This is a genomic window from Leifsonia sp. TF02-11 (assembly GCF_017565305.1).
GTDB lineage: Bacteria > Actinomycetota > Actinomycetes > Actinomycetales > Microbacteriaceae > Leifsonia.
Genome location: NZ_JAGEKP010000003.1, coordinates 555,151 through 576,667, shown reverse-complemented (window position 1 = coordinate 576,667; position 21,517 = coordinate 555,151). Strand labels below are relative to the sequence as shown.

Annotated in this window: 17 protein-coding genes; 5 read left to right on the top strand and 12 right to left on the bottom strand. The window is 70.2% G+C overall.

From position 1 onward, the window contains the following. Positions 1-29: 29 nt before the first annotated feature. A complete protein-coding gene (locus JNB50_RS05060; protein WP_208038985.1) occupies positions 30-515 on the top strand; it encodes a hypothetical protein in 486 nt (161 codons plus the stop codon). Positions 516-518: 3 nt separating this feature from the next. On the opposite strand, the gene JNB50_RS05055 is transcribed toward JNB50_RS05060, so the two are convergent. From JNB50_RS05055 to JNB50_RS05010, 10 genes are all read right to left on the bottom strand, one after another. After that, positions 519-1,070: an isochorismatase family protein gene (locus JNB50_RS05055; protein WP_208038984.1), complete on the bottom strand. Its 552-nt coding sequence runs from the start codon at positions 1,068-1,070 to the stop codon at positions 519-521. Between the two features lie 81 nt (positions 1,071-1,151). Continuing rightward, entirely contained in the window at positions 1,152-1,919 is a 768-nt protein-coding gene (locus JNB50_RS05050) for a hypothetical protein (RefSeq protein ID WP_208038983.1), read from the bottom strand. Further along, complete coding sequence (locus tag JNB50_RS05045; protein WP_208038982.1) at positions 1,919-4,147, bottom strand: TIM-barrel domain-containing protein; 2,229 nt, start codon at positions 4,145-4,147, stop codon at positions 1,919-1,921. Before JNB50_RS05045 ends, JNB50_RS05050 begins: the two co-directional genes overlap by 1 nt. Then, on the bottom strand, positions 4,144-5,298 hold the full coding sequence (locus JNB50_RS05040) for a glycoside hydrolase family 15 protein (RefSeq protein ID WP_208038981.1): 1,155 nt from the start codon (positions 5,296-5,298) through the stop codon (positions 4,144-4,146). Before JNB50_RS05040 ends, JNB50_RS05045 begins: the two co-directional genes overlap by 4 nt. Before the next feature lie 73 nt (positions 5,299-5,371). Next, on the bottom strand, positions 5,372-6,613 hold the full coding sequence (locus JNB50_RS05035; RefSeq protein ID WP_208038980.1) for a sugar ABC transporter substrate-binding protein: 1,242 nt from the start codon (positions 6,611-6,613) through the stop codon (positions 5,372-5,374). A gap of 80 nt (positions 6,614-6,693) precedes the next feature. Beyond that, the gene (locus tag JNB50_RS05030; RefSeq protein WP_208038979.1) at positions 6,694-7,509 is read right to left on the bottom strand and encodes a carbohydrate ABC transporter permease; all 816 of its coding nucleotides are present in this window, start codon (positions 7,507-7,509) and stop codon (positions 6,694-6,696) included. Then, positions 7,502-8,455: a carbohydrate ABC transporter permease gene (locus JNB50_RS05025; protein ID WP_243767957.1), complete on the bottom strand. Its 954-nt coding sequence runs from the start codon at positions 8,453-8,455 to the stop codon at positions 7,502-7,504. Before JNB50_RS05025 ends, JNB50_RS05030 begins: the two co-directional genes overlap by 8 nt. Beyond that, positions 8,455-9,663, bottom strand: coding sequence for an ROK family transcriptional regulator (locus JNB50_RS05020; protein ID WP_208038978.1), 1,209 nt, complete (start codon positions 9,661-9,663; stop codon positions 8,455-8,457). Before JNB50_RS05020 ends, JNB50_RS05025 begins: the two co-directional genes overlap by 1 nt. A 162-nt stretch (positions 9,664-9,825) precedes the next feature. After that, complete coding sequence (locus tag JNB50_RS05015; protein WP_208038977.1) at positions 9,826-12,291, bottom strand: beta-glucosidase; 2,466 nt, start codon at positions 12,289-12,291, stop codon at positions 9,826-9,828. Between the two features lie 12 nt (positions 12,292-12,303). Next, the gene (locus JNB50_RS05010) at positions 12,304-13,701 is read right to left on the bottom strand and encodes an MFS transporter (RefSeq protein ID WP_307794600.1); all 1,398 of its coding nucleotides are present in this window, start codon (positions 13,699-13,701) and stop codon (positions 12,304-12,306) included. A 143-nt stretch (positions 13,702-13,844) separates the two neighbouring features. On the opposite strand from JNB50_RS05010, the gene JNB50_RS05005 reads away from it, so the two are divergent. Together JNB50_RS05005 and JNB50_RS05000 are read left to right on the top strand one after the other, a co-directional pair. Next, positions 13,845-14,891, top strand: a complete 1,047-nt coding sequence (locus JNB50_RS05005) for a LacI family DNA-binding transcriptional regulator (protein WP_208038976.1) — start codon at positions 13,845-13,847, stop codon at positions 14,889-14,891. A 23-nt stretch (positions 14,892-14,914) separates the two neighbouring features. Beyond that, entirely contained in the window at positions 14,915-16,285 is a 1,371-nt protein-coding gene (locus JNB50_RS05000) for an esterase family protein (protein ID WP_208038975.1), read from the top strand. A 185-nt stretch (positions 16,286-16,470) separates the two neighbouring features. Here JNB50_RS05000 and JNB50_RS04995 read toward each other — a convergent pair whose 3' ends face one another. Together JNB50_RS04995 and tdh are read right to left on the bottom strand one after the other, a co-directional pair. Next, positions 16,471-17,658 carry a glycine C-acetyltransferase gene (locus JNB50_RS04995; protein ID WP_208038974.1) on the bottom strand — a complete coding sequence of 396 codons (1,188 nt, stop codon included), beginning with the start codon at positions 17,656-17,658 and terminating at the stop codon, positions 16,471-16,473. Further along, a complete protein-coding gene (gene tdh, locus JNB50_RS04990; RefSeq protein WP_208038973.1) occupies positions 17,658-18,701 on the bottom strand; it encodes an L-threonine 3-dehydrogenase in 1,044 nt (347 codons plus the stop codon). The genes JNB50_RS04995 and tdh overlap by 1 nt, the downstream gene beginning before the upstream one ends. 158 nt (positions 18,702-18,859) lie before the next feature. Between tdh and JNB50_RS04985 the strand changes: the two genes are divergently transcribed. Beyond that, positions 18,860-19,600 carry a cysteine hydrolase family protein gene (locus tag JNB50_RS04985; protein WP_208038972.1) on the top strand — a complete coding sequence of 247 codons (741 nt, stop codon included), beginning with the start codon at positions 18,860-18,862 and terminating at the stop codon, positions 19,598-19,600. Positions 19,601-19,741: 141 nt separating this feature from the next. Then, complete coding sequence (locus JNB50_RS04980) at positions 19,742-21,433, top strand: hypothetical protein (RefSeq protein ID WP_208038971.1); 1,692 nt, start codon at positions 19,742-19,744, stop codon at positions 21,431-21,433. Positions 21,434-21,517: the final 84 nt, after the last annotated feature.

The window sequence follows — 21,517 nt, the reverse complement described above, 5'->3', positions numbered from 1 at the left end:
AGACGGGCGCTGTGTGGTACCCCTGACCCATGGACGGAACCGACCCGCACATCCTCGCCCCCGGACTCGCTCCCACTCCGTTCACCGCCGCCGAGATCCGCGTGGGCTGCCCGGTCGGGCGCGTCTCGATCGTCCGGACGGCCGACGGGCTCGGCTCCATCCGCTTCGCCTCAGGCGACGCGGAGGGGGCGTGGATCGAGGACACTCCTCTCGACGAGAGCGGCGCGGCCGCGGGACCCGTCGAGCGCGGGCGGTCGACGTGGCTGGAGCTGCAGGAGCACGCGGCGTTCCCGGCCGAGAGCACGGCGATCGAGCGGGTCGAGCTGGCCGGTCCGCTCGGGACGCTGCCGTGCCTGCGCTACACGGTGCAGCGCGGCGACGCCGTGCTGGTGTTCTGGTTCGCGGTGGACCTTCCGGGAATGCCCATCCGCGTGGAGCGCACGCAGGGGGACGAGACCCGGGTCACCCTTCAGGTGGTCGCCGTCTCCGGGCTGCCATCGGCGCCTCGACGGTGACCCTCAGCGGAACGCGACCTCGCTCGCTCCCACGACCTCCGCGGTGCGCCCGGGTGCCCGGTGGTTGCTCCAGTACAGGTTGGTGTGGGCGATCACCAGGTCGGGCGTCGGCGCTCCCCACTCGCTGAGATCCTCCGTGGTGTGTGCGTCGCCGACCAGCGTGACATCGTAGCCGCGGACCGTCCCGCCGTGGATGGTCGAGCGGATGCACTCGTCGGTCTGCGAGCCCGTCACCACGAGGTGCCCGACGCCGGCCGCGGCCAGCACGTCTTCGAGCTCCGTCTCCTCGAACGCATCGGCGTAGTGCTTCGGCACGAGCGCCTCGCCGTCGTCGCGCGTCAACTCGGGGACGTACTCCCACGCCTCGCTGCCGTACTCGACGTTCTCGTCGGAGTGCTGGATCCAGACCACGGGCACGCCCTCGCCCCGCGCGCGTTCGACCAGCGTGCGGATGTTCTCCACGACCTCGTCACGGCGGTAGGCGCCGCCGATCACCCCGTTCTGGACGTCGATCACGAGCAGCGCAGACCCCTCGCGGTTGTGCAGTGTCGTCATCTGCTCCCCCTTCGCTTTCCGCTTTCGCGTCAGGTGCGACGGTACTCGCGGCGTCCGACAGCGGGAAGCCGCACGGGCGACTCAGGGCCAGAGTCGGCGCCGCACGGCGCTCACGCCGGCCGCCGGCCACTCCGCCCAGCCCGGAGCGAGGAGCTCCTCGGCGAGGTCGAGGATGCCACGGGCGGCCTCCTCGGCCGGTCGCGCCAGGATCGCGTCCAAACGCACAGCCGCCTCGGGGCGGACGCTCTCGAACCGGCGCCACCCGTCGAACGGATCGGGATGCTCGCGGCCGCTCCTGCTGACGATGAGGTCGGCGAGGGTGAGCGCCGCCTCGCTGCGGATGACCTGACCTCCGCTGAGCCGCTCGCCGCGACGGACGCGTCCCACGCCGACGACCAACTCGACCAGGAGGACCGCCGCGGCGTCGGCCTCCCTAGTCCGTTCCCGCGTCCGCGTGCCGGCGCGCGCAGCCGCGAGACCGTCCGCCAGGGGACCCGCGTCGTAGACCACGAGCGCTGCGGTGAGCGGGAAGGAGCGCAGGCCTGCCGGGTCGGCGATCCCGAGTTCCAACACCCGGCCGTCGTCGAACAGGGCCTTGACGCCGTCGTGCCACTCGTGACCGACCGCCGCGAGCCGGTCCGCATCGGGAAGCCAGGACAGATCCGCTCGCAATTCTTCGACGGCGGCCGGGACGGCCAGCACCAGGAGGTCGTGATCCGACCACTCGTCGATGCGGGAGCGGTCGGCTCCCGACCCCAGCAGAGCGACACCCAGCACGCGGCCGTCCGCCGCGGCCCAGTCCGCCACTCGCCGCGTGTAGGCGTCGAAGGAGTCGAGCGCCGCTCCCATCAGCGGAACAGCGCCAGGAGTTCGGCGGGCGCATCGGCCGTGGCGAAGACGGGGATGCGCTCAAGCGGAGCCTCCACCTCGACGGTCCGGCCGCCCGCGACCGTGTCACCCGTCCAGACGTCGATCCACTCGCCCGCCGGCAGCGTGACCGGCCAGGTGCGGACGCCGGGCTCGAGCACGGGGGCGACGAGCAGGTGCCTCCCGAGCATCCAGCTCGTGCCGCTCAGGGCCGCGGGGTCGGCCGGGTGGTCGAAGAAGAGCGGGCGCATGAGCGGGAGGTCGGTGCGGACGGTCTCCGCCGCCGACGCCGCCAGGTATGGAACGAGCCGCTCGCGCAGCCGGACCAGCTCGCGGAAGACCGGGATCACCTGCCCGTCTCCGGTGCGCACTGCGATGTTCCACGGCGTGCGGTCGCGGGAGGGCGTGCGGTGGTGGTTGAACTCCGAGTGGTACTGCATGATCGGCATGAACACGCTCGCCGCGGTGGCTCGCAGATAGAGCTCCGCGTCGGGGATGTCGCCGGAGAACCCGGCGATGTCCCAGCCCCAGTACACGATGCCGCTCGCAGCGGCGGAGAGGCCGGCGTTGACCGACCAGCGGAACGCGTCCCAGGTCGAGTTCTCGTCGCCCGCCCAGAAGGCGCCGTGGGCCTGGGATCCCGTGAACCCGGCGCGGCTGAAGGTCACGGGCGCCTTGCCGGAGGAGCGGAGCAGCTCGCCGTACGCGGCTGCGTACGCCACAGGGAACGTGTTGTTCTTCTCGTCGCCGCGGCGGCCGTCGAGATAGACGAGCTCATCGCCCCAGGCGTGCTCGCCGCCGTCGGTCTTGAACCCGTCGACACCGACCTCCTCGACGAGGTAGCGGCGCTTCTCGGTCCACCACGCGGCCGCACGCTCATCGGTCAGGTCGGGCATGAGGGCGAGCGGGAACCACCAGCCCCGGTTGCGATAGGGCCGCGTTCCTCCGCCCGGGGACGGTTCCTCGATCAGCACGCCCTCGCGGATGGCGCCGCTCGCGTCCGCTGCGGCCTGGCCCGCGGGATGCGGCCGCATCTTGATGAGCGGGATCTGCCAGAGGTGCAGCTTGATGTCGCGCGCGTGCAGCTCGTCTGTCATCCCCTTCGGGTCGGGCCACGCACCGTCGGCGGGGAAGTCGAAGTCGGCCAGTCGATGCGGGCCGCCGCCCTCGCTCACCGCATACCGGGCGTCCCGGAACGCCGTGAAGGTGCTCTCATCGCTCCAGGCCTCGATCACCACCGAGCCGACGGGGATGTCGTGCTCGCGGTGCAGGTCCATCTGCCGCATGACCTCGGCCTGGGTGTTCCATTCGTTGCCGCTCGCCCACAGTCGGAACACCCAGTCGGGAAGCTCCTCTGCGCGGCCGACGCCGTCGAGGAAACCGCGGAGGACCGCGGTCGGGTCGCCGTCGAAGAAGCGGACGGTCAGCTCGCCGTCCGGCCCGGTCTGCGCCTCCACCTCGATCAGCGCGGGGTCGGCGGCGCCGAGGTCGAACCAGACGCGGCGGGAGGTGTCGACGTGGAATCCCCAGCCGGAGCCGCCGACGACGTGCGCGAACGGCATCGGCAGGTAGGTCTTGCGTTCGGCGCCCTGGCTCTTGTACTGCTCGAACACCACCGAGTCGAGCTCGGTGCCGGTGTGGTCGAGGGCGTCGTAGCGCTCGCCGAACCCGGTGACGCGCTCGCCCTCCGCGAGTCGCAGCGAGAACCGCACCCGGTGGATCCGGGCGCCGTCGTCGAAGACCCGGACCGAGCCGAGGACCACGCGCGAGTCGCCGGAGGTGACAATCGCGTCGGCTGCCGGACGCCAGACCGCAGCGCGGAACTCGAACCAGCGCGTGCGCTCGAGACGGCCGTCCTCATGCCGGGCGGTGAACCGGTAGCGGTACTCGGCCCCGGAGGTCAGCTCGGGCGAGGTGACCTGCCAGCCGCCGACGGCCCGCGCGAGTCGAGCCTGCGCCGACGCGAGGTGGCCCCCGTCGGTGACGCGGCCGCGCGAGGTCGTCGCGACCCGCTCGAGCGGGAGCTCCACGGTCTCTGCGGCGCCGCCGCCGTCGGCAGTCCGCTCGAATTCGACTGTGACACCGTCGACGGAGGCGTCGGCGCGCACGCCGAGCGTGGCGGAGCCTCCCGCCTCGGGGACGACGGGCCAGCGCTGTTCGGTGTCGACGGAGTACGGGTGACCGGAGCCGGATGGCCGGTGACGGATCATCGTGCGAGTCCTTCCAGGACGGAGGTGGTCGTCGGTGCTGAATGGGAGGAGTCGGCGTCGCGGTCGAGCTCGACCCCGAGGCGGAGCAGCATGGCGTGGCTCCAGAGCAGCGGTGTCGCCACGCTGCCCCAGCGCTCGACCCACTCCGCTCGCATGCGCGGGGCGATCAGGTGGCCGCCCACCTGCTCCGGGAGGTCGAGCTGCGGCGTCGCGGTGGAGGCCGCCCAGTCGTAGAGCTCGACGGCGCGGGCGCGATTCCCCGCTGCGAGCTGCGCCAGGCCGAGGAAGCAGCTGAGCAGCGGCCACCGGCCACCGCCGAAGAACGTGTCGCCGAGGTAGCGGTGGGTTCCGCCGTCGACGGTGAGGTGCCGTTCGAGGAGGTCGATGGTGGCGGCACCCTCGGGCGAGGCCGGTGCGACGAAGCCCAGCGGGGCCAGTGCCGCGGCGAGGCTCCCGTCGACGGCGGTGCTGCCGAGCCACTTCACGAGGTGGCCGGAGCCCGTCCCGCGGTCGGCGACCAGCGTGCGGATGGCGGCGCAGGCGGCGAGCGCCTCCTCCGCCCGCCGCGCGTCGACCAGCCCGGCTCGGGCGACCGCGTCGAGCCCGGCGGCCACGCAGGCGAGCGTGGAGACATGCACGTGCTCGCTGTGCTCCTCCCACCAGTCGTAGCAGGGGCGGTCCCACGAGGCGACGAGGTAGTCGACCGTCGAGGCGATCGCCGGAAGCCAGCGGCCGGGGTCGGCGCCGTGCCGGGCGGCGTGCTCGACGACGGCCCAGAGCCAGGTGCCGTAGCCGTCGAGCTGGAAGTCCCACCACTCGTCGTCGCCGTCCGCTCCGGAGAACGTGAAGCGCGCGGGGAGCATCCGCGCGCCCGCCGGAGGCCGGCCCGCTGCGGTCTCCGCGACGATCCAGCTGATCTGCTCCGCCCGCGCGTCGAGAACGCCTGCGCACCAGTCGAAGAACCGCTCCGCGCTGGCCGCCTCGCCCGCGGACGACATCCCGTCGGCGATGAACGCTCCGTCGCGGAACCAGCTGTAGCCGGTGTACGCCGAGAACGTCGGGCTGGCGGGGTAGGCGCCCTCCGGGGTCTGGAGGCGGGCGATCAACGCCCTGCTGTGCTCGGCGAGCGGGGAATCGGTGTAGCGATGCACGTGGGTTCTTCCGTGGTGGGGATGGTGGGTCCGGCCGCGCGCGGGTGGGGGTCCCGGCGCGGCCGGACGATCGTCACTTCAGCAGCGAGGTGACCTGGTCGGCCGTCGATGGGATGGCCGACGAGGTGGTCTGCCTGCCGGCCGCGATCTCGCCGAGGGCGTTCGTCACGTCGTCCTGGATCTTCTGCGAGTTCGCGCCGAGCTGCGGAGCGGCGGCGACGTGGTCGAGGGAGTCGAAGACGGCCTGGCGGTTGGCCGGTGTGCCGGCCGTGAGGTACGGCTTCAGCAGGGAGTCGTCACTGATCGCGGGGATCTCCCATCCGGACTTCAGGCGCACGTCCACCATCTCCTTGGAGCTGGTGAGGTAGTCGGCCCACTTCTGTGCCGCCGCCTTGTTCTTGGCGTCCTTCGAGACGACGACCGCGTTCGAGAACGTGGCGCTCGCCTTCTGGGTGTCACCCGGCTCGACCTGCACGTCCCAGCCGAAGGGCAGCGTGCCCAGGGTGCTGAACATCCAGATGCCGGTGTGCCACATGGCGAGCTTGCCCGACTTGAAGAGGTTGCTGTCGAAGTCGGGGGTGCCGGCTCCGTCGGCAGCGGTCGGCATGACCGTTCCCGACTTGCCCGCGATCCAGTCGGCGGCCTTCTTGCCCGCCGCGTCGTCGAAGGCGGCCTTCTTGCCGTCGCTGCTCAGGAACTCGCCGCCGGCCTGCTGGACCGCCTTGTAGTACTCGTTGTAGCTCACGGGCTGGTAGTCGCCCCAGACTCCCGCGGCCTTGTCGGTGAGCTTCTGGGCCGCGGCCTTCTCGTCGGCCCACGTCCAGTCCTTCGTCGGGTAGGCGACGCCCGCCTTGTCGAAGAGGTCCTTGTTGTAGAACAGCACCACGTTCGAGAACGACGTCGGCAGGCCGTACTGCTTGCCGTCGGTCTGGTAGGTGTCGAGCACCGACGTGCGGTACTTGGCGGCGTCGACGCCGTCCAGCGGCGCGAGCACGCCATCCGCCTGGTAGGTGGCGTAGCTGCCCGCGTCGACGTCGAAGACGTCGGACTGCGTGCCGGCCGAGAGGTCGGTCTGCAGCTTGGTGAAGTAGTTGGCGTAGTCGGTGGTGGTGACCTTGACCGTGATGTCGGGGTTGGCCTTCTCGAAGGCGGCGACGATGGCCTGGAGGTTCTTCTCGTTGCCTCCGTTCGAGATGAAGTCGGAGTAGGTGACGGTGGTCTTGCCGCCGTCGGACCCGCTGGAGGACGAGCAGCCGGCCAGGCCGACCGCGGCGAGCGCTGCGACGGCGATGCCGGCGACGAGTGACTTCTTCATGTGAGTGCGATCTCCTTCGATGCGGTGTTTCGGGTGGGGGTGGTGACTGTGTGACAGATGGGATTGACGGGGCGGGCGGCCTATTTGAGACCGGTGCCGGCGACGCCCTGCACGATGTACTTCTGGGCGAAGACGTAGAGGGCGAACATCGGGAGGATGCTGATGACCGAGCCGGCCAACAGCACGTCCCACTGCGTGGAGTACTGGCCCTGGAGACTCGACAGCGCGACGGGCAGCGTCTGCATGAGCGGGTCGCGCAGGATGATGAGCGGCCAGAGGAAGCTGTTCCAGGTGTTCAGGAACCCGAACACCGCGAGCGTCGCGAGGGCGGGACGCACGAGCGGGAGGACGATCTGGAAGAACACCCGGAAGTGGCCGGCGCCGTCGAGCGTGGCCGCCTGATCGAGTTCGTAGGGCACCGTCCCGATCGCCTGGCGCAGCAGGAAGACGCCGAACGCGGACGCGATCGTAGGGAGGATGGCGCCGGCGTAGGTGTTGATCAGCCCGAGCGACTTCATCTCCACGAACAGCGGGACGATGAGCACCTGGAACGGGATCATCATGGTCGCGAGGTAGAGCAGGAAGATCGCACCGCGCCCGCGGAACGGGAGCCGGGCGAACACATAGGCGGCCATCGCACTGGTCACGAGCTGGAACACCGTGCTGATCGTGGCGATCACCACCGAGTTGACGATCACCTGGGCGAACGGGACCCGCTGGAAGAGCTCCGCGTACGGAGCGAGCGACGGGTTGTCCGGGATGAGCTTCGGGGTGGTCGTGAGGCTCGCCCCCGGGCTGATCGACGTGACGACGGTCCAGACGAAGGGGAAGATCATCACCAACGCGCCGACGCCGACGGCGATGTAGAGAAGCGTCTTGGCGAGCGGGCTACGCATAGTTCACCCACTTCTTCTGGCCGTAGAACTGCACGAGGGTGACCACGAGGATGACGAGGAACAGCAGCCACGAGAGCGCGGAGGCCATCCCCGCCTGCCCGTAGCGGAACGTGAGGTCGTAGACCTGCTGGACCACTACCTGGCTGGAGTTGTTCGGCCCGCCTCCCGTCATCACGTAGACCTGGTCGAAGACCTGGAACCCGTTGATGAGCGACAGCACGATCACGAAGAACGTCGAGGGGGAGAGCATCGGGAGGGTGATGCTGAACAGTCGTCTCCACCAGCCCGCGCCGTCGATCTCGGCCGCCTCGTAGAGGTCGGGGTTGATGGTCTGCAGGCCGGCCAGCAGGATGACCATGACGAAGCCGAGGTCCTTCCAGGCCGACGCGAGGATGATCGACGGCATCGACCACGCCGGGTCGGCCCACCAGCCGGGACCGTGGATGCCGACCAGGCTGAGCAGGTAGTTCACGACGCCGACGCTCGGGTTGAGCAGCCACCGCCAGACCAGGGCGACGACGACCCAGCTGGTGACGACCGGCAGGAAGTAGATGCCGCGCAGGAAGGCGCGGCCCTTCAGCTTGGAGTTGAGGGCCAGCGCGAGCGCGAGGCCGCCGACGTACACGAGGGGCAGGTAGCCGACGATGTAGTAGACGGTGTGCAGGAAGGCCTGCTGGGTGGCCGGGTCGGAGATCAGGTGGGCGTAGTTGTCGAACCCGACCCACTTCATGTCTCCGATGAGGTTCCACTCGTGGAGGCTCGTCCACGCCGCTGAGATCATCGGTCCGATCACGAAGGCCAGGAGCGGGATGAGGCTGGGCAGTAGGAAGACCGCGACCGTGCCAGCGTAGGCCAGCCGCCGCTTGACCGGGCGCTTGCGCGAGGGTCTCGAGCCGCCGAGACCGCGTTCCGCGACGTCGTCCGCCCGCACGTCCGACATGACCATCAGCGCGCCCCCGCGGTCGAGACGAGCCGTTCGCGCACCAGCCGCCCCTGCTCGCCGGCGACCCCGTCGGAGTCGAACGGCGTCGCGAGCACGAGCGCCGCCGCACCCTGCGCCCAGCGGTCGTCCTGCCAGCTCTCGACGACCACGGCGACGCCGCGTTTGCCCGGCACGAGCGACGCGCGGAGGGCGGGCTCGAACGTTGCGGCCCAGTGCGCCCAAGCCTCGACGCCCTCGCCGAGCAGGACGACCAGCGCGGGATCGAGGACGTTCACGACCCCGGCGAGCGCCCGGCCGAGGATCCGGCCGGCGTCGGCGTAGATCCGCTGCGCCCGCTCGTCACCGGAGTCGGCTGCTGCGCGGAGCCGGTCGATGCCGTCGGCGGCGTCGAGGACCCCGGCGGCGCGTCCCGCTGCGAGCAGTGCGCCCTGGCCGACGACGGCCTCGAGGCAGCCGTGATTGCCGCACTGGCAGAGCGGGCCGTCTTCGACGACGGGGACGTGACCGATGTCGCCTGCGCCCCCCGCCGAGCCGCGGAGGATCGATCCACCCGCGACGACGCCGGCTCCGACACCGTTGCCGATGGTGACGACGAGGAAGTCCTCGGAGTCGCGCCCCTGGCCGAAGAGCTTCTCGGCGACGCTCAGGGCGTTGACGTTGTTCTCGACGACCACCGGGAGGTCGAGGGCGCGACGAAGGGTCGCGCCGAGCGGGACCTGGTTCCAGCGCAGCTGCGTGGAGTCGACGACGCCGACGCCCTGCTCGAGCACGGTGCCCGGCAGTCCGACTCCAACGCCGAGGACGCGGCTGTCGTCACCGGAGTCGATGAACGCGCCGACGCGCTCGACCAGTCCGGAGATGGCCAACGGCGAGACCGCGTCGAACGCCTCCGTCGCGGAGCGCAGCACCGAACCGTCGATGCCCACCTCCACGAACGCGATGTGGTCGGGCGCGACCTTGACCCCGATGGAGGACGCGGTGCGCGAGACGAGCCCCAGCATCCGTGCGGGGCGTCCTCCGCCCGAGCTCGCGTGGTCGAGCTCCTCGATGAGGCCGTCGGCCAGCAGATCGCGGGAGAGCTGGGTGATCAGGGCGGGCGAGACGCTGAGCCGCCTTGCGAGGTCCGCGCGCGACGCCGGTCCGTGCGCTCCGAGGTGAGCGAGGATCGCCGTGCGATTGACGTCGGTGCGCGAGGGGGATGAGAGCGCCATTGCCTTCCTTTGTTCAGAACTAAATAAACCATAGAACATAGTTGTGAACAAAGCAACGCCGCGGGAGAGGGCACTCTCCCGCGGCGGAAATGGTGCGCCCCCTCGACCGGAGCGATCACGGTCGAGGGGGCGGGTTCAGGCGGCCGGAAACCCGGCCCGCATTCACACGGTGAACCGGAGCTGCTCCCCCAGCGTCACGACGGACGTGCCCACCTGCACGGCGTACTCGCCGGGCTCGGTGCGCCACGCGTGGTCGTCCACCGACCAGTACTGCAGCGATCGCGGCTCGAGCTCGACGGTCGCGACAGCGGCCTCGCCGGCCTCCGCGCGGACGAGTGCGTAGCCCGCGAGCCACAGCACGGGTCGCTCGATCGACGACTCGGAGACGCGTGACAGGTAAACCTGCACGATCTGCTTGCCCGCACGCGCGCCGACGTTGGTGACGGGCACGCTCACGGTGAGCCCGTCGAGGGTCGCCTCGCCGAGCTCCCACTCGGTGTAGCCGAGGCCGTGGCCGAACGGGATGGCCGCGGCCGGGCCGCCGAGTGCCGCGCGACGCAGCCACTCGCGGTAGCCGACGTTCAGCTTCTCGTCGTAGAACAGCGCACCGTCGATCGGCTCGACCTGCCAGACCGGCACGTCCTCCTCGCTCGCCGCCCACGTGGTCGGCATGCGGCCGCCCGGCTCGCGTGCGCCCGAGAGCACATCGGCGAGCGCGCCTCCGGTCTCCTGCCCGGGGAACCAGGTGAGGAGCACGGCGGGCGCCTCCTCCAGCCACGGGAGGATGACCGGTCCGCCGGAGTTCACGACGACCACCGTGCGCGGGTTGGCCGCCAGCACGCGGCGAACGAGCTCGTCCTGTCCGGCGGGCAGGCGCAGGCCCGCGCGGTCGAAGCCCTCCGACTCGAGGGTCTCCGTGGTGCCGACGACCACGACGGCGACGTCGGAGGACGCGGCCAGCTCGACGGCGCGCTCCAGCTCGGCTTCGGGGTCGGCGAACGGCTCCTCGTAGCCGAAGGTGAACATCACGGCCGCGAGACCGGCCTGCTGCTGCGGGCGGTGCTCCAGACGCAACGCCACGCTCTCACCGGCCTTCAGCCGCACAGGGAACGACTGCTTGGGCGGGTTCAGAAACGCCATGAACGGATCAGTGCCCTCGGGGAAGAACAGGCCGTCGCTCTTCAGCTCGCCGTCCACCTCGAACCGGAACAGGCCGAGACCGGCGAAGCCGACCGCGTACTCGCCGTCCTCCGGCGCCGTGAACGACGTGACGGCCTCCACGACGGCGGTGTCGCCGAGGATCGGGTCGCCCAGCCAGGCGAGCTTGCCGGACGTGCGGTGCTCGTCGAGCAGAACGTCGCCCGCCTCGGTCAGGAAGCGCACGTGCAGGCCGGGCTCACCGGTGACCGGGTCGGTCGCGACGCGGCCGTCGATCGGCAGCACCGACTCGGACGACTTGACGCCCGCCGCGTACCGGACGCGGTCGGCGCCGAACGTCTCCACCAGTCCGTCGTACGGCGTGACGACGTGGTCAGGGAACACCGTCGCCGAACCGCCGCCCTGGGTGCGGGCGATGCGGGCGTGCTCGCCGACGACGGCGACGGACGAATTCGCGGACGCGTCGAGGGGGAGCACGCCGTCGTTGCGCACGAGCACCATGCCGTCGGCAGCGGCCTCCCGCAGCAGCGCGTCGATGCTCTCCTGCGGCCACGGCTGCGCGAGCGGCGCAGCGGCCTCCACGCCCTCGAGCGCGCCGAGGCGGCCGGCGAGACGGAGGATGCGGCGCACCTTCTCGTCGATCGCGGCCTCGTCGACCTGACCCGCGCGCACGGCCTCCACCAGTGCGGCGCCCCAGACGCCCTCCGGACCGGGCATCGCGAGGTCCTGCGCCGCGCGGCCGGCGGCGACGGTGTCTCGCACGCCCATCCAGTCGGAGACGACGACGCCGTCGAAGCCCCACTCCTCCTTCAGCGGGGAGTGCAGCAGGTCGTTCTCGGTCATCGTCACGCCGTTGACGGAGTTGTACGACGACATCACCAACCACGCGCCGCCCTCGATGACCATGCGCTCGAAAGGAGCGAGGTAGACCTCGCGCAGGGTGCGCTCGTCCACGTGGACGTCGACCGTCATGCGGTCGGTCTCGCTGTCGTTCGCCACGTAGTGCTTGGGCGTCGCACCGACACCGCAGGACTGCACGCCCTTGACGAACGCGGTGCCGACGACGCCCGAGAGCCACGGGTCCTCGCTGTACGCCTCGAAGTGGCGGCCACCGCGCGGCGAGCGCTGGATGTTGACGGTCGGGCCGAGGGCGACGCCGACGCCCTTACGGCGCGCCTCCGCCGCGATGAGCTGTCCGAGCCTGTGCACCCGCTCCACGTCCCACGATGCGGCGAGGGAGGTCGGCGACGGCAGGCTCGCGGAGGAGTCGCGCTCGTCCCACAGCTGCCCGCGGACGCCCGCGGGGCCGTCGGAGACGACGATCGTGTCGAGGCCGATCTGCGGCTCGTCGTGCAGGGTCCAGAACGAGGCACCGGTGAGCAGGCGCACCTTCTGCTCGAGGGAGAGCGATCCCAGCAGGCCGTCGAGGAACTCGTCGGAGACGTCGGTGGCGGTGGTGATGTCGGTCATGGGGTGATTCTCCTAGCGGACGGACTTGATCGGGAGGACCGCGAAGGCGCCGAGGAGGGCGATCACGATGCCGATCGGGAACAGCGGGGTGTAGATGTTGCCGAACGCGACGACGATCGCACCGGCGATTCCGGGGGCGAGCGTCTGCGGCAGGGTGGCTGCGATGTTCAGCACACCGAGGTCCTTGGCGAAGTCGTCCTTCGACGGCAGCACCTCGCTCATGAGAGCGGTGTCGACCGACTGGTACGCGCCGAAGCCGAGGCCGGAGACGAACGAGAAGATCATCATGCCGGTCACGGTGGGCATCACCAGCGGGAACAGGAGCGAGACGGCGAGGATGACGCCGGCGATGATCACGAGCGGCTTGCGACGTCCCATCTTGTCGGAGAGGGGGCCGCCGACGAGGGTCGAGATGAGGGTTCCGGCGAGGCTCAGCAGACCGAGCACCGGCACCATCGCGACGGCGCCGCCCTTGAGGCCGATGTAGTCCTGCAGGATGAACAGCTGGAAGCCCGTCACCATGAAGTAGCCGGCGAACAGCAGGAGGCGGCCCGTGAATCCCCAGAAGAAGTCGGGGTGCTTGACCGGGCTGACCCAGAACGTCCGCAGGAAGGCGACGAAGTTGAACGGCGGCTTCGGCTCCCCCTTGTTGGACTTGTCGGGATTGAGCACGATGAAGAGCACGATGACGATGAGGGCGGCGCCCGCGAAAACCAGGTAACCGGTCGGGATGGACGAGGCGAAGGCCGCTCCGGCGATCTGGCCGCCGAGGGCGCCGAGCATCAGGCCGAGTCCGCTGAGTGCGGCGAACGTGCCACGGACGGCGCTCGGGACGCGGTCGGGCAGGATGGCGCTCAGCGGGCCCTGCGCGAAGTTGTACGCGATCTGGACGATGACCCACGCGATGGCGATCTGAACGATCGAGTTGGCCGCAGCCATGCCGAGGAGCGCGAGCCCGCCGATGAGCGCGCCGCCGACCATCCAGGGCGCGCGCCGCCCGAAGCGGCTGCGGGTGCGGTCGGACACCATGCCGGCGATCGGCTGCGCGACCATGGCCGCGAAGGCGCCGATGGTCGACACCAGCGCGAGCGTCCCGGCCTTGGCGCCGTCCCCGACGATGCCCTGCACCTGCAGCGGGAGGAGGATGCCGGGCACCGCTCCCCAGATGCTGAAGATCGCGAGGTTCGCGACCGACATCGACAGCATGAGCTTGAGGAGCTTGCCGCGGACCTTGACCTTCTGCGGGGCCTGGGCCGACAGCGCGGAGGTGGGGGCTGCCGAGAACGCCGAGTCGGCGGTGGTCAGGGTCGAACCGAGCGCCACGCTGTCGGGCGCGCCGGAGAGGTTCGGCGGGAGGGTGGGCTGCACCGGGCGGGGCTGTTCGGGGAAGTCATCAGACGGCGTTGTCACGGGGAGGTGTCCTTTCAGAGCAGGCGACGTTGCGTGCTAACACGCGTAACCATACGGCAGGCCCTTCTCGAATACAAGCCATTGGTCGGTTTTTGCTAACACGCGTAATCACCTGGGCGGCCTCGACCTAGACTGAAGACACCATGTTCACGCCGCAGGTCGTCAAAGCCCCGACGAGCGCCGATGTCGCCCTCGCGGCCGGCGTCTCCCGCGCCACCGTCTCGTTCGTGCTCAACGACAAGCCGAACTCGCGGGTCTCCGACGACACCCGGCACCGCGTGCTCGAGGCCGCGCGGCTGCTCGGCTACACCCCGAACACCGCCGCCCGGTCGCTCGCGAGCGGCGAGGCCGTCGCCGGGCTACTGCTCGCGGCCTCCACGTCCGACCACGGCGCGACGGTCGAGCGCACGTTCGACGCCCTGCTCTGCCGCACGGTCGACGACGGCACCGACGCGCTCCGGCACGCCGACACCGCGTCGACCGGCGCCGAGGCCGGCCAGCTCTGGGCGAAGCTGCGGCCGGAGGCCGTGCTCGCCGAAGCCGAGCGGTGCGACGAGGCGGCCACGGAGGTGCTCCGCCTCGCCGGCGTGCGCGCTCTCATCGTGCACGGCCCGATGGCGGTCGACTACGCACCGTCGCTCGTCATCCCGCAGCGCCCGTTCGGCAGCCTCCCGATCGAACACCTCGCCGCACTCGGCCACCGGCACATCGTCTACGTGACGCCGGCCGGGCCGAGCCCCGCCGCTGCAGAGCGTCTCGCCGGAGCACGGGAAGCCGCCGCCCGCCTGCGCGTACGCCTCGACATCGCCCACGCGGCCGCCTCCGCGCGCACCCTGCGTGACTGGGCGCACGGCATCCGCTACGACCCCGCAGCACCGACGGCGGTCGCAGCGGCCGACGACGGCCTGGCCATGGCGGCGATCCGGGCGCTCACAGACGCGGGTCTGCGCGTTCCCGCCGACCTCGCCGTCGTCGGCGCCGACGACCACACGGCGAGCGCCGACTTCGTGCCCCGCCTCAGCACCGTCACGTTCGATGCGGAGACGCTCGCCACAACCCTCCTCGAGGCCTACGCACGGATGCGGGCCGGCGAACGCGTCGAGCGGCTGGACGCTCCACCGGTGCGGATGATCGCGCGGGAGTCGAGTGGGCCCCCGGTTGCGGGGGTGCCCAGCGGCGATCGGGGATAGCCCGGCCGGTTAGGGTGGAGGGCGTGGGGACTCTCGCCTGGCTCACACTCGCACTCGGCCTGCTCGCCGCCTACCCGGCCTGGCGATTCGGCGTGCGCGCGTGGCGGTTCCGCGCGGGACTGACGGTCAAGGCGGTGTTGATCGGCCAGGTCGCCGGGCTCGTGTTCGTCCTGCTGTGGTGCCTGCTCGCGCCGCGACCCGACCTCGGTGGAGTCGGCTGGTTCGCGATCGCGCTCGCGTCGCTGGCCCTGCCCCTCGCCCTCGGCGATGTGCTGCAGTCCCGCGGCGGCTCCCGGAACATCGCGCTCGCGCTCACGGTCGTCACCGGACTGGCCGGGGTCGCGGCCACCGGCCTCACGCTGCGACCGACGCTGGCGACGGCGACCATCGCGGGTAAGGCCGTGCCGCTCACCCCGGACAACCTCGCGAACGGCGCGCAACTGACCGTGCACATCCCGCCGACCGCCTCCGGCTTCTCGGCGCGCGACGCCCACCTGTTCGTCCCCTCCGGGTGGCTGCGCGACCCCGCGACAACCCGCCCGGTCGTGGAGATGATGATGGGCCAGCCGGGGAGGCCGACGCTGGGCGCGACCCTCGACGCCCTGCACAGCCTCGGGGCCGAGCGCCTGGACGACGCCCCGTTCATCCTCGTCGTCGACCAGATCGGCGCGATCGACAAGAACCCGCCGTGCAGCGACACCGTCGGCGGCAAGCTCGACACCTACCTGTCGAAGGACGTGCCCGACTGGATCCACGCCAACCTCCCCGCCAGCGGCGACCGCGAGGACTGGGTGATCGCCGGCTACTCGCACGGCGGCGAGTGCGCGGCCTACCTCGGGGCGAAGCATCCGGGCACCTGGGGCAACGTCGTCGACATCTCCGGGCCTGACAAGCCGGGCGAGCACCGGCCGACGTTCACGCAGAACACCTACTACGGCGGCAGCGCGGCGGCGTACCAGGCCACCTGGCCGGAGAACATCCTGGCATCGTCCACGTATCCCGAGCCGATGACAGGCATCTTCGTCGCCGGGGCACTGGACCCGCACTTCCGGCCCCAGGTGGAGGCCACGGCGACCGCCGCAGAGAAGGCCGGCTGGAAGGTCACCTACTGGGCCGTTCCGGACGCGACGCACACCCAAGCCCTCGAGCCGGGGCTCGCCACCGCCTACAACCAGCTCATCCCGCGCTGGCTCGCCTCCGGCGCGATCCCGTCGAACGACCGCTTCCTGTGCACGCCCGACCAGACCGCCCGCGCGTGCGGGCTGACTCAGGCGGCTGCCGTCGCCGGCACGGTGACGATCGTCGACCTCAGCGCGCTCGCGGCCTTCCTCGGGGTCCAGCTACTCCTGTTCTTCACGCGCCGCCGCGCAGTCGCCGCCGTCGACGCCGAGTAAGCCCGAGACGCCACATTCGTGACGAATGCCGACATTCGTGGCACGAAAAGCGAGATTCGTGACGAATCTCGACCTTCGGGGCACGAAAGACATTCGTGACGAATGCCGACATTCGTGGCACGAAAAGCGAGATTCGTGACGAATGCCGACATTCGTGGCACGAAAAGCGACATTCGTGACGAATCTCAGGCGCCGACGGCCTCCCGTGCCGCGGTGAAGGCGTCGACGCAGCGGTGGATCTCCTCGTCGGTGTGCGCCGCCGACAGCTGCACCCGGATGCGTGCCTTGCCGCGCGGCACCACCGGGAACGAGAACGCGGTGACGTAGACGCCGTGCTTCTGCATCTCGTCCGCGATGCGGGCGGTGAGCGCGGCGTCGCCGAACATCACCGGCACGATCGGGTGCTCGCCGGGCAGGAGGTCGAATCCGGCCTCCGTCATGAGCTCGCGAAACAGCACCGCGTTGCCCAGCAGCTGCGCGCGCAGCTCGTCGGACTGCTCCAACAGGTCGAGCGCGGCCAGCGTGCCCGCCACGATCGACGGAGCGAGCGTGTTCGAGAACAGGTACGGGCGGGCGCGCTGGCGCAGCAGGTCGACGATCTCCTTCCGCGACGACACGTAGCCGCCGGACGCGCCGCCGAGCGCCTTGCCGAACGTGCCCGTGTAGATGTCGACGCGGTCCGCGACGCCGCAGAACTCCGGCGTCCCCCTGCCGTGCTCGCCGACGAAGCCGACGGCGTGCGAGTCGTCCACGAAGACCAGCGCGCCGAACTCGTCCGCGAGGTCGCAGATCTCGCGGAGCGGCGCGATGTAGCCGTCCATCGAGAACACGCCGTCGGTGACGATCACCGTGTACCGGGCTCCGGCATCGCGTGCCGCGGTGAGCTGGGCGCGCAGATCGTCCAGGTCGCGGTTGCGGTAGCGGTAGCGCTGCGCCTTCGACAGCCGGATGCCGTCGATGATCGACGCGTGGTTGAGCTCGTCGGAGACGATCGCGTCCTCCGCCGAGAACAGGGTCTCGAACACGCCGCCGTTGGCGTCGAAGCACGACGAGAACAGGATCGTCGCCTCGGTGCCGAGGAACGCGGAGACCCGGCGCTCCAACTCGAGGTGCTGCTCCTGCGTTCCGCAGATGAAGCGCACGCTCGCCATCCCGTAGCCCCACTCGTCGAGCGCCGACTTCGCCGCATCGCGGAGGACGGGATGGTCGGCGAGGCCCAGGTAGTTGTTGGCGCAGAAGTTCAGCACCTCCGCGCCGTCTGCGGTGATCAGCGCCGCCTGCGGGCCGTGGATGCTGCGCTCCCGCTTGGTGAGCCCGGCCTCCTCGATCTCTGCCAGCTGCGTTGCGAGGTGCTCGCGAAACGTCCCGTACATCAGAGCTCCGTCCAGTCGAGGATGACTTTGCCGCCGCCGGCCGCTGCTGCCGCGGCGAACCCCTTCTCCCAGTCGCGCGCAGGGAAACGGTCGGACACGATCGAGGCGATCGAGTCGTGCAGCGGCTTGGAGGTCTGCAGCATCGCGCCCATCGCGTTCCAGGTCTCGAACATCTCGCGGCCGTAGATGCCCTTGAGGGTGAGCATGTGCGTGACGACGATGCCCCAGTCGATCGCGATGGTCTGGGAGGGCAGCCCGAGCATCGCGATGCGGCCGCCGTGGTTCATGTTCTCGATCATCGAGGGGAGCGCCGTCGGTGCGCCGCTCATCTCGAAGCCGACGTCGAAGCCCTCGCGCATGCCGAGCGCCCGCTGGGCCTCGCGAATGTCGTGCTTCGAGACGTCGACGGTGAAGTCCGCGCCCATGCCCTTCGCCAACTCCAGCCGCTGCGCGCTGACGTCGGTGCCGACGATGAAGCGGGCGCCGACGTGCCGGGCGACGGCGATCGCCATCAACCCGATGGGACCGCAGCCGGTGACGAGCACGTCTTCCCCGACCACCGGGAACGCCAGCGCCGTGTGCACGGCGTTGCCGAGCGGGTCGAACAGCGCGCCGACCTCCGGCTCGATTCCGGTGTGGTGCACCCACACGTTCGTCGCCGGCAGCACGAGATACTCGGCGAAGGCGCCGTCGCGCTGCACGCCGACACCCTTCGTGCGGATGCACATCTGGCGGCGGCCCGCCCGACAGTTGCGGCAGGTGCCGCAGACGATGTGGCCTTCGCCGGAGACCTTGTCGCCGACCTCCACGTCGTGCACCAGGTCGCCGACCTCCACGACCTCGCCGTAGAACTCGTGACCGGGGACCAGCGGCGCGGCGACGGCGGAGGCCGCCCAGTCGTCCCAGCGCAGAATGTGCAGATCGGTTCCGCAGATGCCGGTGCGGAGCACCCGGATCTTGACGTCCTCCGGGCCGATCTGCGGCTCGGGGACTTCGACGAGGGCCAGCCCGGGGCCGGCCTCGCTCTTGTACAGGGCTCTCATGTTCGCCATCCTCGTGGGGTCGTGCGGTGTGCGTCGTTGCGCGGCATCCATCGCCTTGTGGGCGGGAGGCCGCGCACCAGCCTACTTCGCGTCGATGCCGTATTTCATTGTCATGTCGTGCCAGCCGGGACGGGTGCCCGCAGCGCTAGAGTGCGGTCATGAAGCGTGCACTCATCGTGATCGACGTGCAGAACGAGTACGTCACCGGCAACCTGAAGATCTGCCACCCGGATCTGATGACGTCCATCCCGAACATCGAGGTCGCGATGGATGCAGCGGCCGACCAGGGCGTGAAACTCGTGCTGGTGCAGCACATCGAAGACGAGGGCTCGCCCGTCTTCGCCCGGGGCTCGGAGGGTGCCGCGCTGCACTCCTCCGTCGCCGACCGCACCCCCGACCTTCTGGTCACCAAGTCCGGTGTCTCGGCGTTCGCCGGCACCGAGCTGGAGCAGTGGCTGCGCTCGGAGGGCATCGACACGGTCGCGATCGCGGGCTACATGACCCAGCACTGCTGTGCGGGCACCGCCCGGGATGCGGCGGCGCTCGGTTTCACGGTCGAGTTCCTCTCCGACGCCACGGGGACGCTCGACCTGGTCAACCCGGCCGGCTCGATCTCTGCGGACGCCCTGCACATCAGCGTGCTGGTCACGATGGATTCCGAGTTCGCTGCCGTCGCCACCACCGAGGAGTGGACGCTCGCGGCCGAGGCGGGCGAGGCCCTCCCGGTCTCGAACCTGTGGGACAGCACCGGTCACGCACGCGTCCCCGGCAAGCACGAGGAGCTGCACAAGCTGATGCGCGATGTACGCGCCGGCATCGATCGGGACATCGCCGCCGAGGAGGCGCGCGAGTTCAAGAACACACTCTATGTCGGCCAGGGAGCGTCGAACCTGCTCTGAACCCAGCGGGTTAAGCACCTGGCGAAGTCCGGCCTCTTTCACCCGCGGACGACGTCGACACCGTAATGCACGCATTACGATGCCGAGCGAGTCGGCGGGATCCCGCCGCATCTCCACGCATCCGGCGAAGGGCATGAGGCAATGGGTGAACGAGAAGCGGAGCTGCGCCGCACCGGCACCCGGGAGGGGATCTCGCGGCGGGCGATCATCGGGGCCTCCGCCTGGGCGGTGCCCGCAATCGTCGCCGTCACATCGACACCCGCCGCCGCCGCGTCCGCGGTTCCGGGCGGACCTGTGTTCATCCCTCCGCAGCTGACGGGCATCGTCGGCGGCGGATGGTCGATCGCGACCAGATTCGATGCGGCGAAGGGCCTGCCCAGCGGGCAAGCGCGAACCGCCATCGCGACCGCGACCTCCGTGCCCGTCACCGTGTCTCCCGCGAAGGCGACGAATGTCTCCATCACCATCACCGGCGCCGGGTTCGCTCTCTACAAAATGGGGAACAACACCGCGTTCACGCCGGTGCAGAGCATCATGATCCTGACGGGGCCTGACGGAGTGGGACTGTTCCACGTCGCGATCCCGCCCTTCGGCATGGGCGACAGGGTCGCCACCATCACAGCGACCGCGAACGGCTCGACAGCGACCGCGACCCTGGCCACCCGGTTCGGCGGCGTGTACACGATCGGCGGTCGCACCGCGCAAGGGCAGGCGATGAACGGCGCACAGCTCGGCGCGCTCTCCTACCCGACGCCGTGGATGATCGACGTACCGGTCGCCGGCGTCTACGCCTCGCAGAGCACCGTTCTGGCCATCACGGCAACCGGCGCCGTCCTCGGAGGCGGCGCCAATGGCGGGACCGAGCTCGGGATGGGAACCAACGTCAACTCGACGCTGGCACCGCAGAGCGGGCTCAAGGACGACGGCTCGCCCTTCACCGACGCGGCGAGGTGCATCGCTTCCCAGAGCGGCGCGAACCATCCCCTCTACGTGATCGAGGACAGGGCGGGCGACTGGTGGGCGGCAGGGAGACAGAACGCGAACGTCCTCGCCATCCCCGGCGACAGCACGATCAACAAGGTGATCAACAAGTTCACGCGGATCGGCGGGAGCCTGCCCGGCAAGCCGGCGTGGGTCTCGCTCTTCCGCAACGACGCCATGCTCGTCTGGACCCTCGAGGATGGAACGGTATGGCTCACCGGAGACGCGACCAAGTTCGCCAAACTCACGAAAGGCCTTCCTGCCAAGACGGGGTTAGGCGTCGTCCAGCAGCTGCTCTATCAGGACGGAACACCTGTCACCGGAATCGCGAAGGCCGTACAGGCCGACGACTGGACCCTGATGATGCTCGCCAAGGACGGCCGCGTGCTCTTCTCGGGCTCCGCCACGGCCGCATACACTCCCGGCGGGTACGTGGACGACGGATACGTCCACGAGATCGAGGCGCCTCCCGGCGACCTCGTCGAGATCTGGGCGCACCAGCCCACCAACGCCTACGCGACGAGCTTCTACATCAAGAACGCGGCGAACGAGCTCTGGGCGGTGGGCGGCAACAACGACGGAACCCTCGCCAACGGCACGACCGTCGCCAGTCAGAACTGGACGCGGGTGCTCGTCGACGACGTCAAAGAGATCTCGACGGGCAACCAGCACATCCTCATCCTCGACAACTCCGGCGACGTGTGGTTCGCGGGAACCAACTTCGAGAACTGCTGGGGCATGGGATCGGGCGGCCCCACCAAGGTCACGACACCGGTCAAGATCACGACGATCCCCCCGGGCGCCAAGACCATCGCGAGCACCTGGCAGAACGCGACGGTGGTGGCCTACTGACGAAGTGCCCCTTCGGCGTCTCTCAGACTCGGCCCGCCCAGCCTGAGAGCGCGCTCCAAGCCGTCCCCCGCGCGGTGAACGCCA

Coding starts and splice junctions, on each gene's coding strand:
- JNB50_RS05060 (WP_208038985.1), top strand. CDS start 30: ATGGACGGAACCGACCCGCACATCCTCGCCCCCGGACTCGCTCCCACT.
- JNB50_RS05055 (WP_208038984.1), bottom strand. CDS start 1,070: ATGACGACACTGCACAACCGCGAGGGGTCTGCGCTGCTCGTGATCGAC.
- JNB50_RS05050 (WP_208038983.1), bottom strand. CDS start 1,919: ATGGGAGCGGCGCTCGACTCCTTCGACGCCTACACGCGGCGAGTGGCG.
- JNB50_RS05045 (WP_208038982.1), bottom strand. CDS start 4,147: ATGATCCGTCACCGGCCATCCGGCTCCGGTCACCCGTACTCCGTCGAC.
- JNB50_RS05035 (WP_208038980.1), bottom strand. CDS start 6,613: ATGAAGAAGTCACTCGTCGCCGGCATCGCCGTCGCAGCGCTCGCCGCG.
- JNB50_RS05030 (WP_208038979.1), bottom strand. CDS start 7,509: ATGCGTAGCCCGCTCGCCAAGACGCTTCTCTACATCGCCGTCGGCGTC.
- JNB50_RS05025 (WP_243767957.1), bottom strand. CDS start 8,455: ATGGTCATGTCGGACGTGCGGGCGGACGACGTCGCGGAACGCGGTCTC.
- JNB50_RS05020 (WP_208038978.1), bottom strand. CDS start 9,663: ATGGCGCTCTCATCCCCCTCGCGCACCGACGTCAATCGCACGGCGATC.
- JNB50_RS05015 (WP_208038977.1), bottom strand. CDS start 12,291: ATGACCGACATCACCACCGCCACCGACGTCTCCGACGAGTTCCTCGAC.
- JNB50_RS05005 (WP_208038976.1), top strand. CDS start 13,845: ATGTTCACGCCGCAGGTCGTCAAAGCCCCGACGAGCGCCGATGTCGCC.
- JNB50_RS04995 (WP_208038974.1), bottom strand. CDS start 17,658: ATGTACGGGACGTTTCGCGAGCACCTCGCAACGCAGCTGGCAGAGATC.
- tdh (WP_208038973.1), bottom strand. CDS start 18,701: ATGAGAGCCCTGTACAAGAGCGAGGCCGGCCCCGGGCTGGCCCTCGTC.
- JNB50_RS04985 (WP_208038972.1), top strand. CDS start 18,860: ATGAAGCGTGCACTCATCGTGATCGACGTGCAGAACGAGTACGTCACC.
- JNB50_RS04980 (WP_208038971.1), top strand. CDS start 19,742: ATGGGTGAACGAGAAGCGGAGCTGCGCCGCACCGGCACCCGGGAGGGG.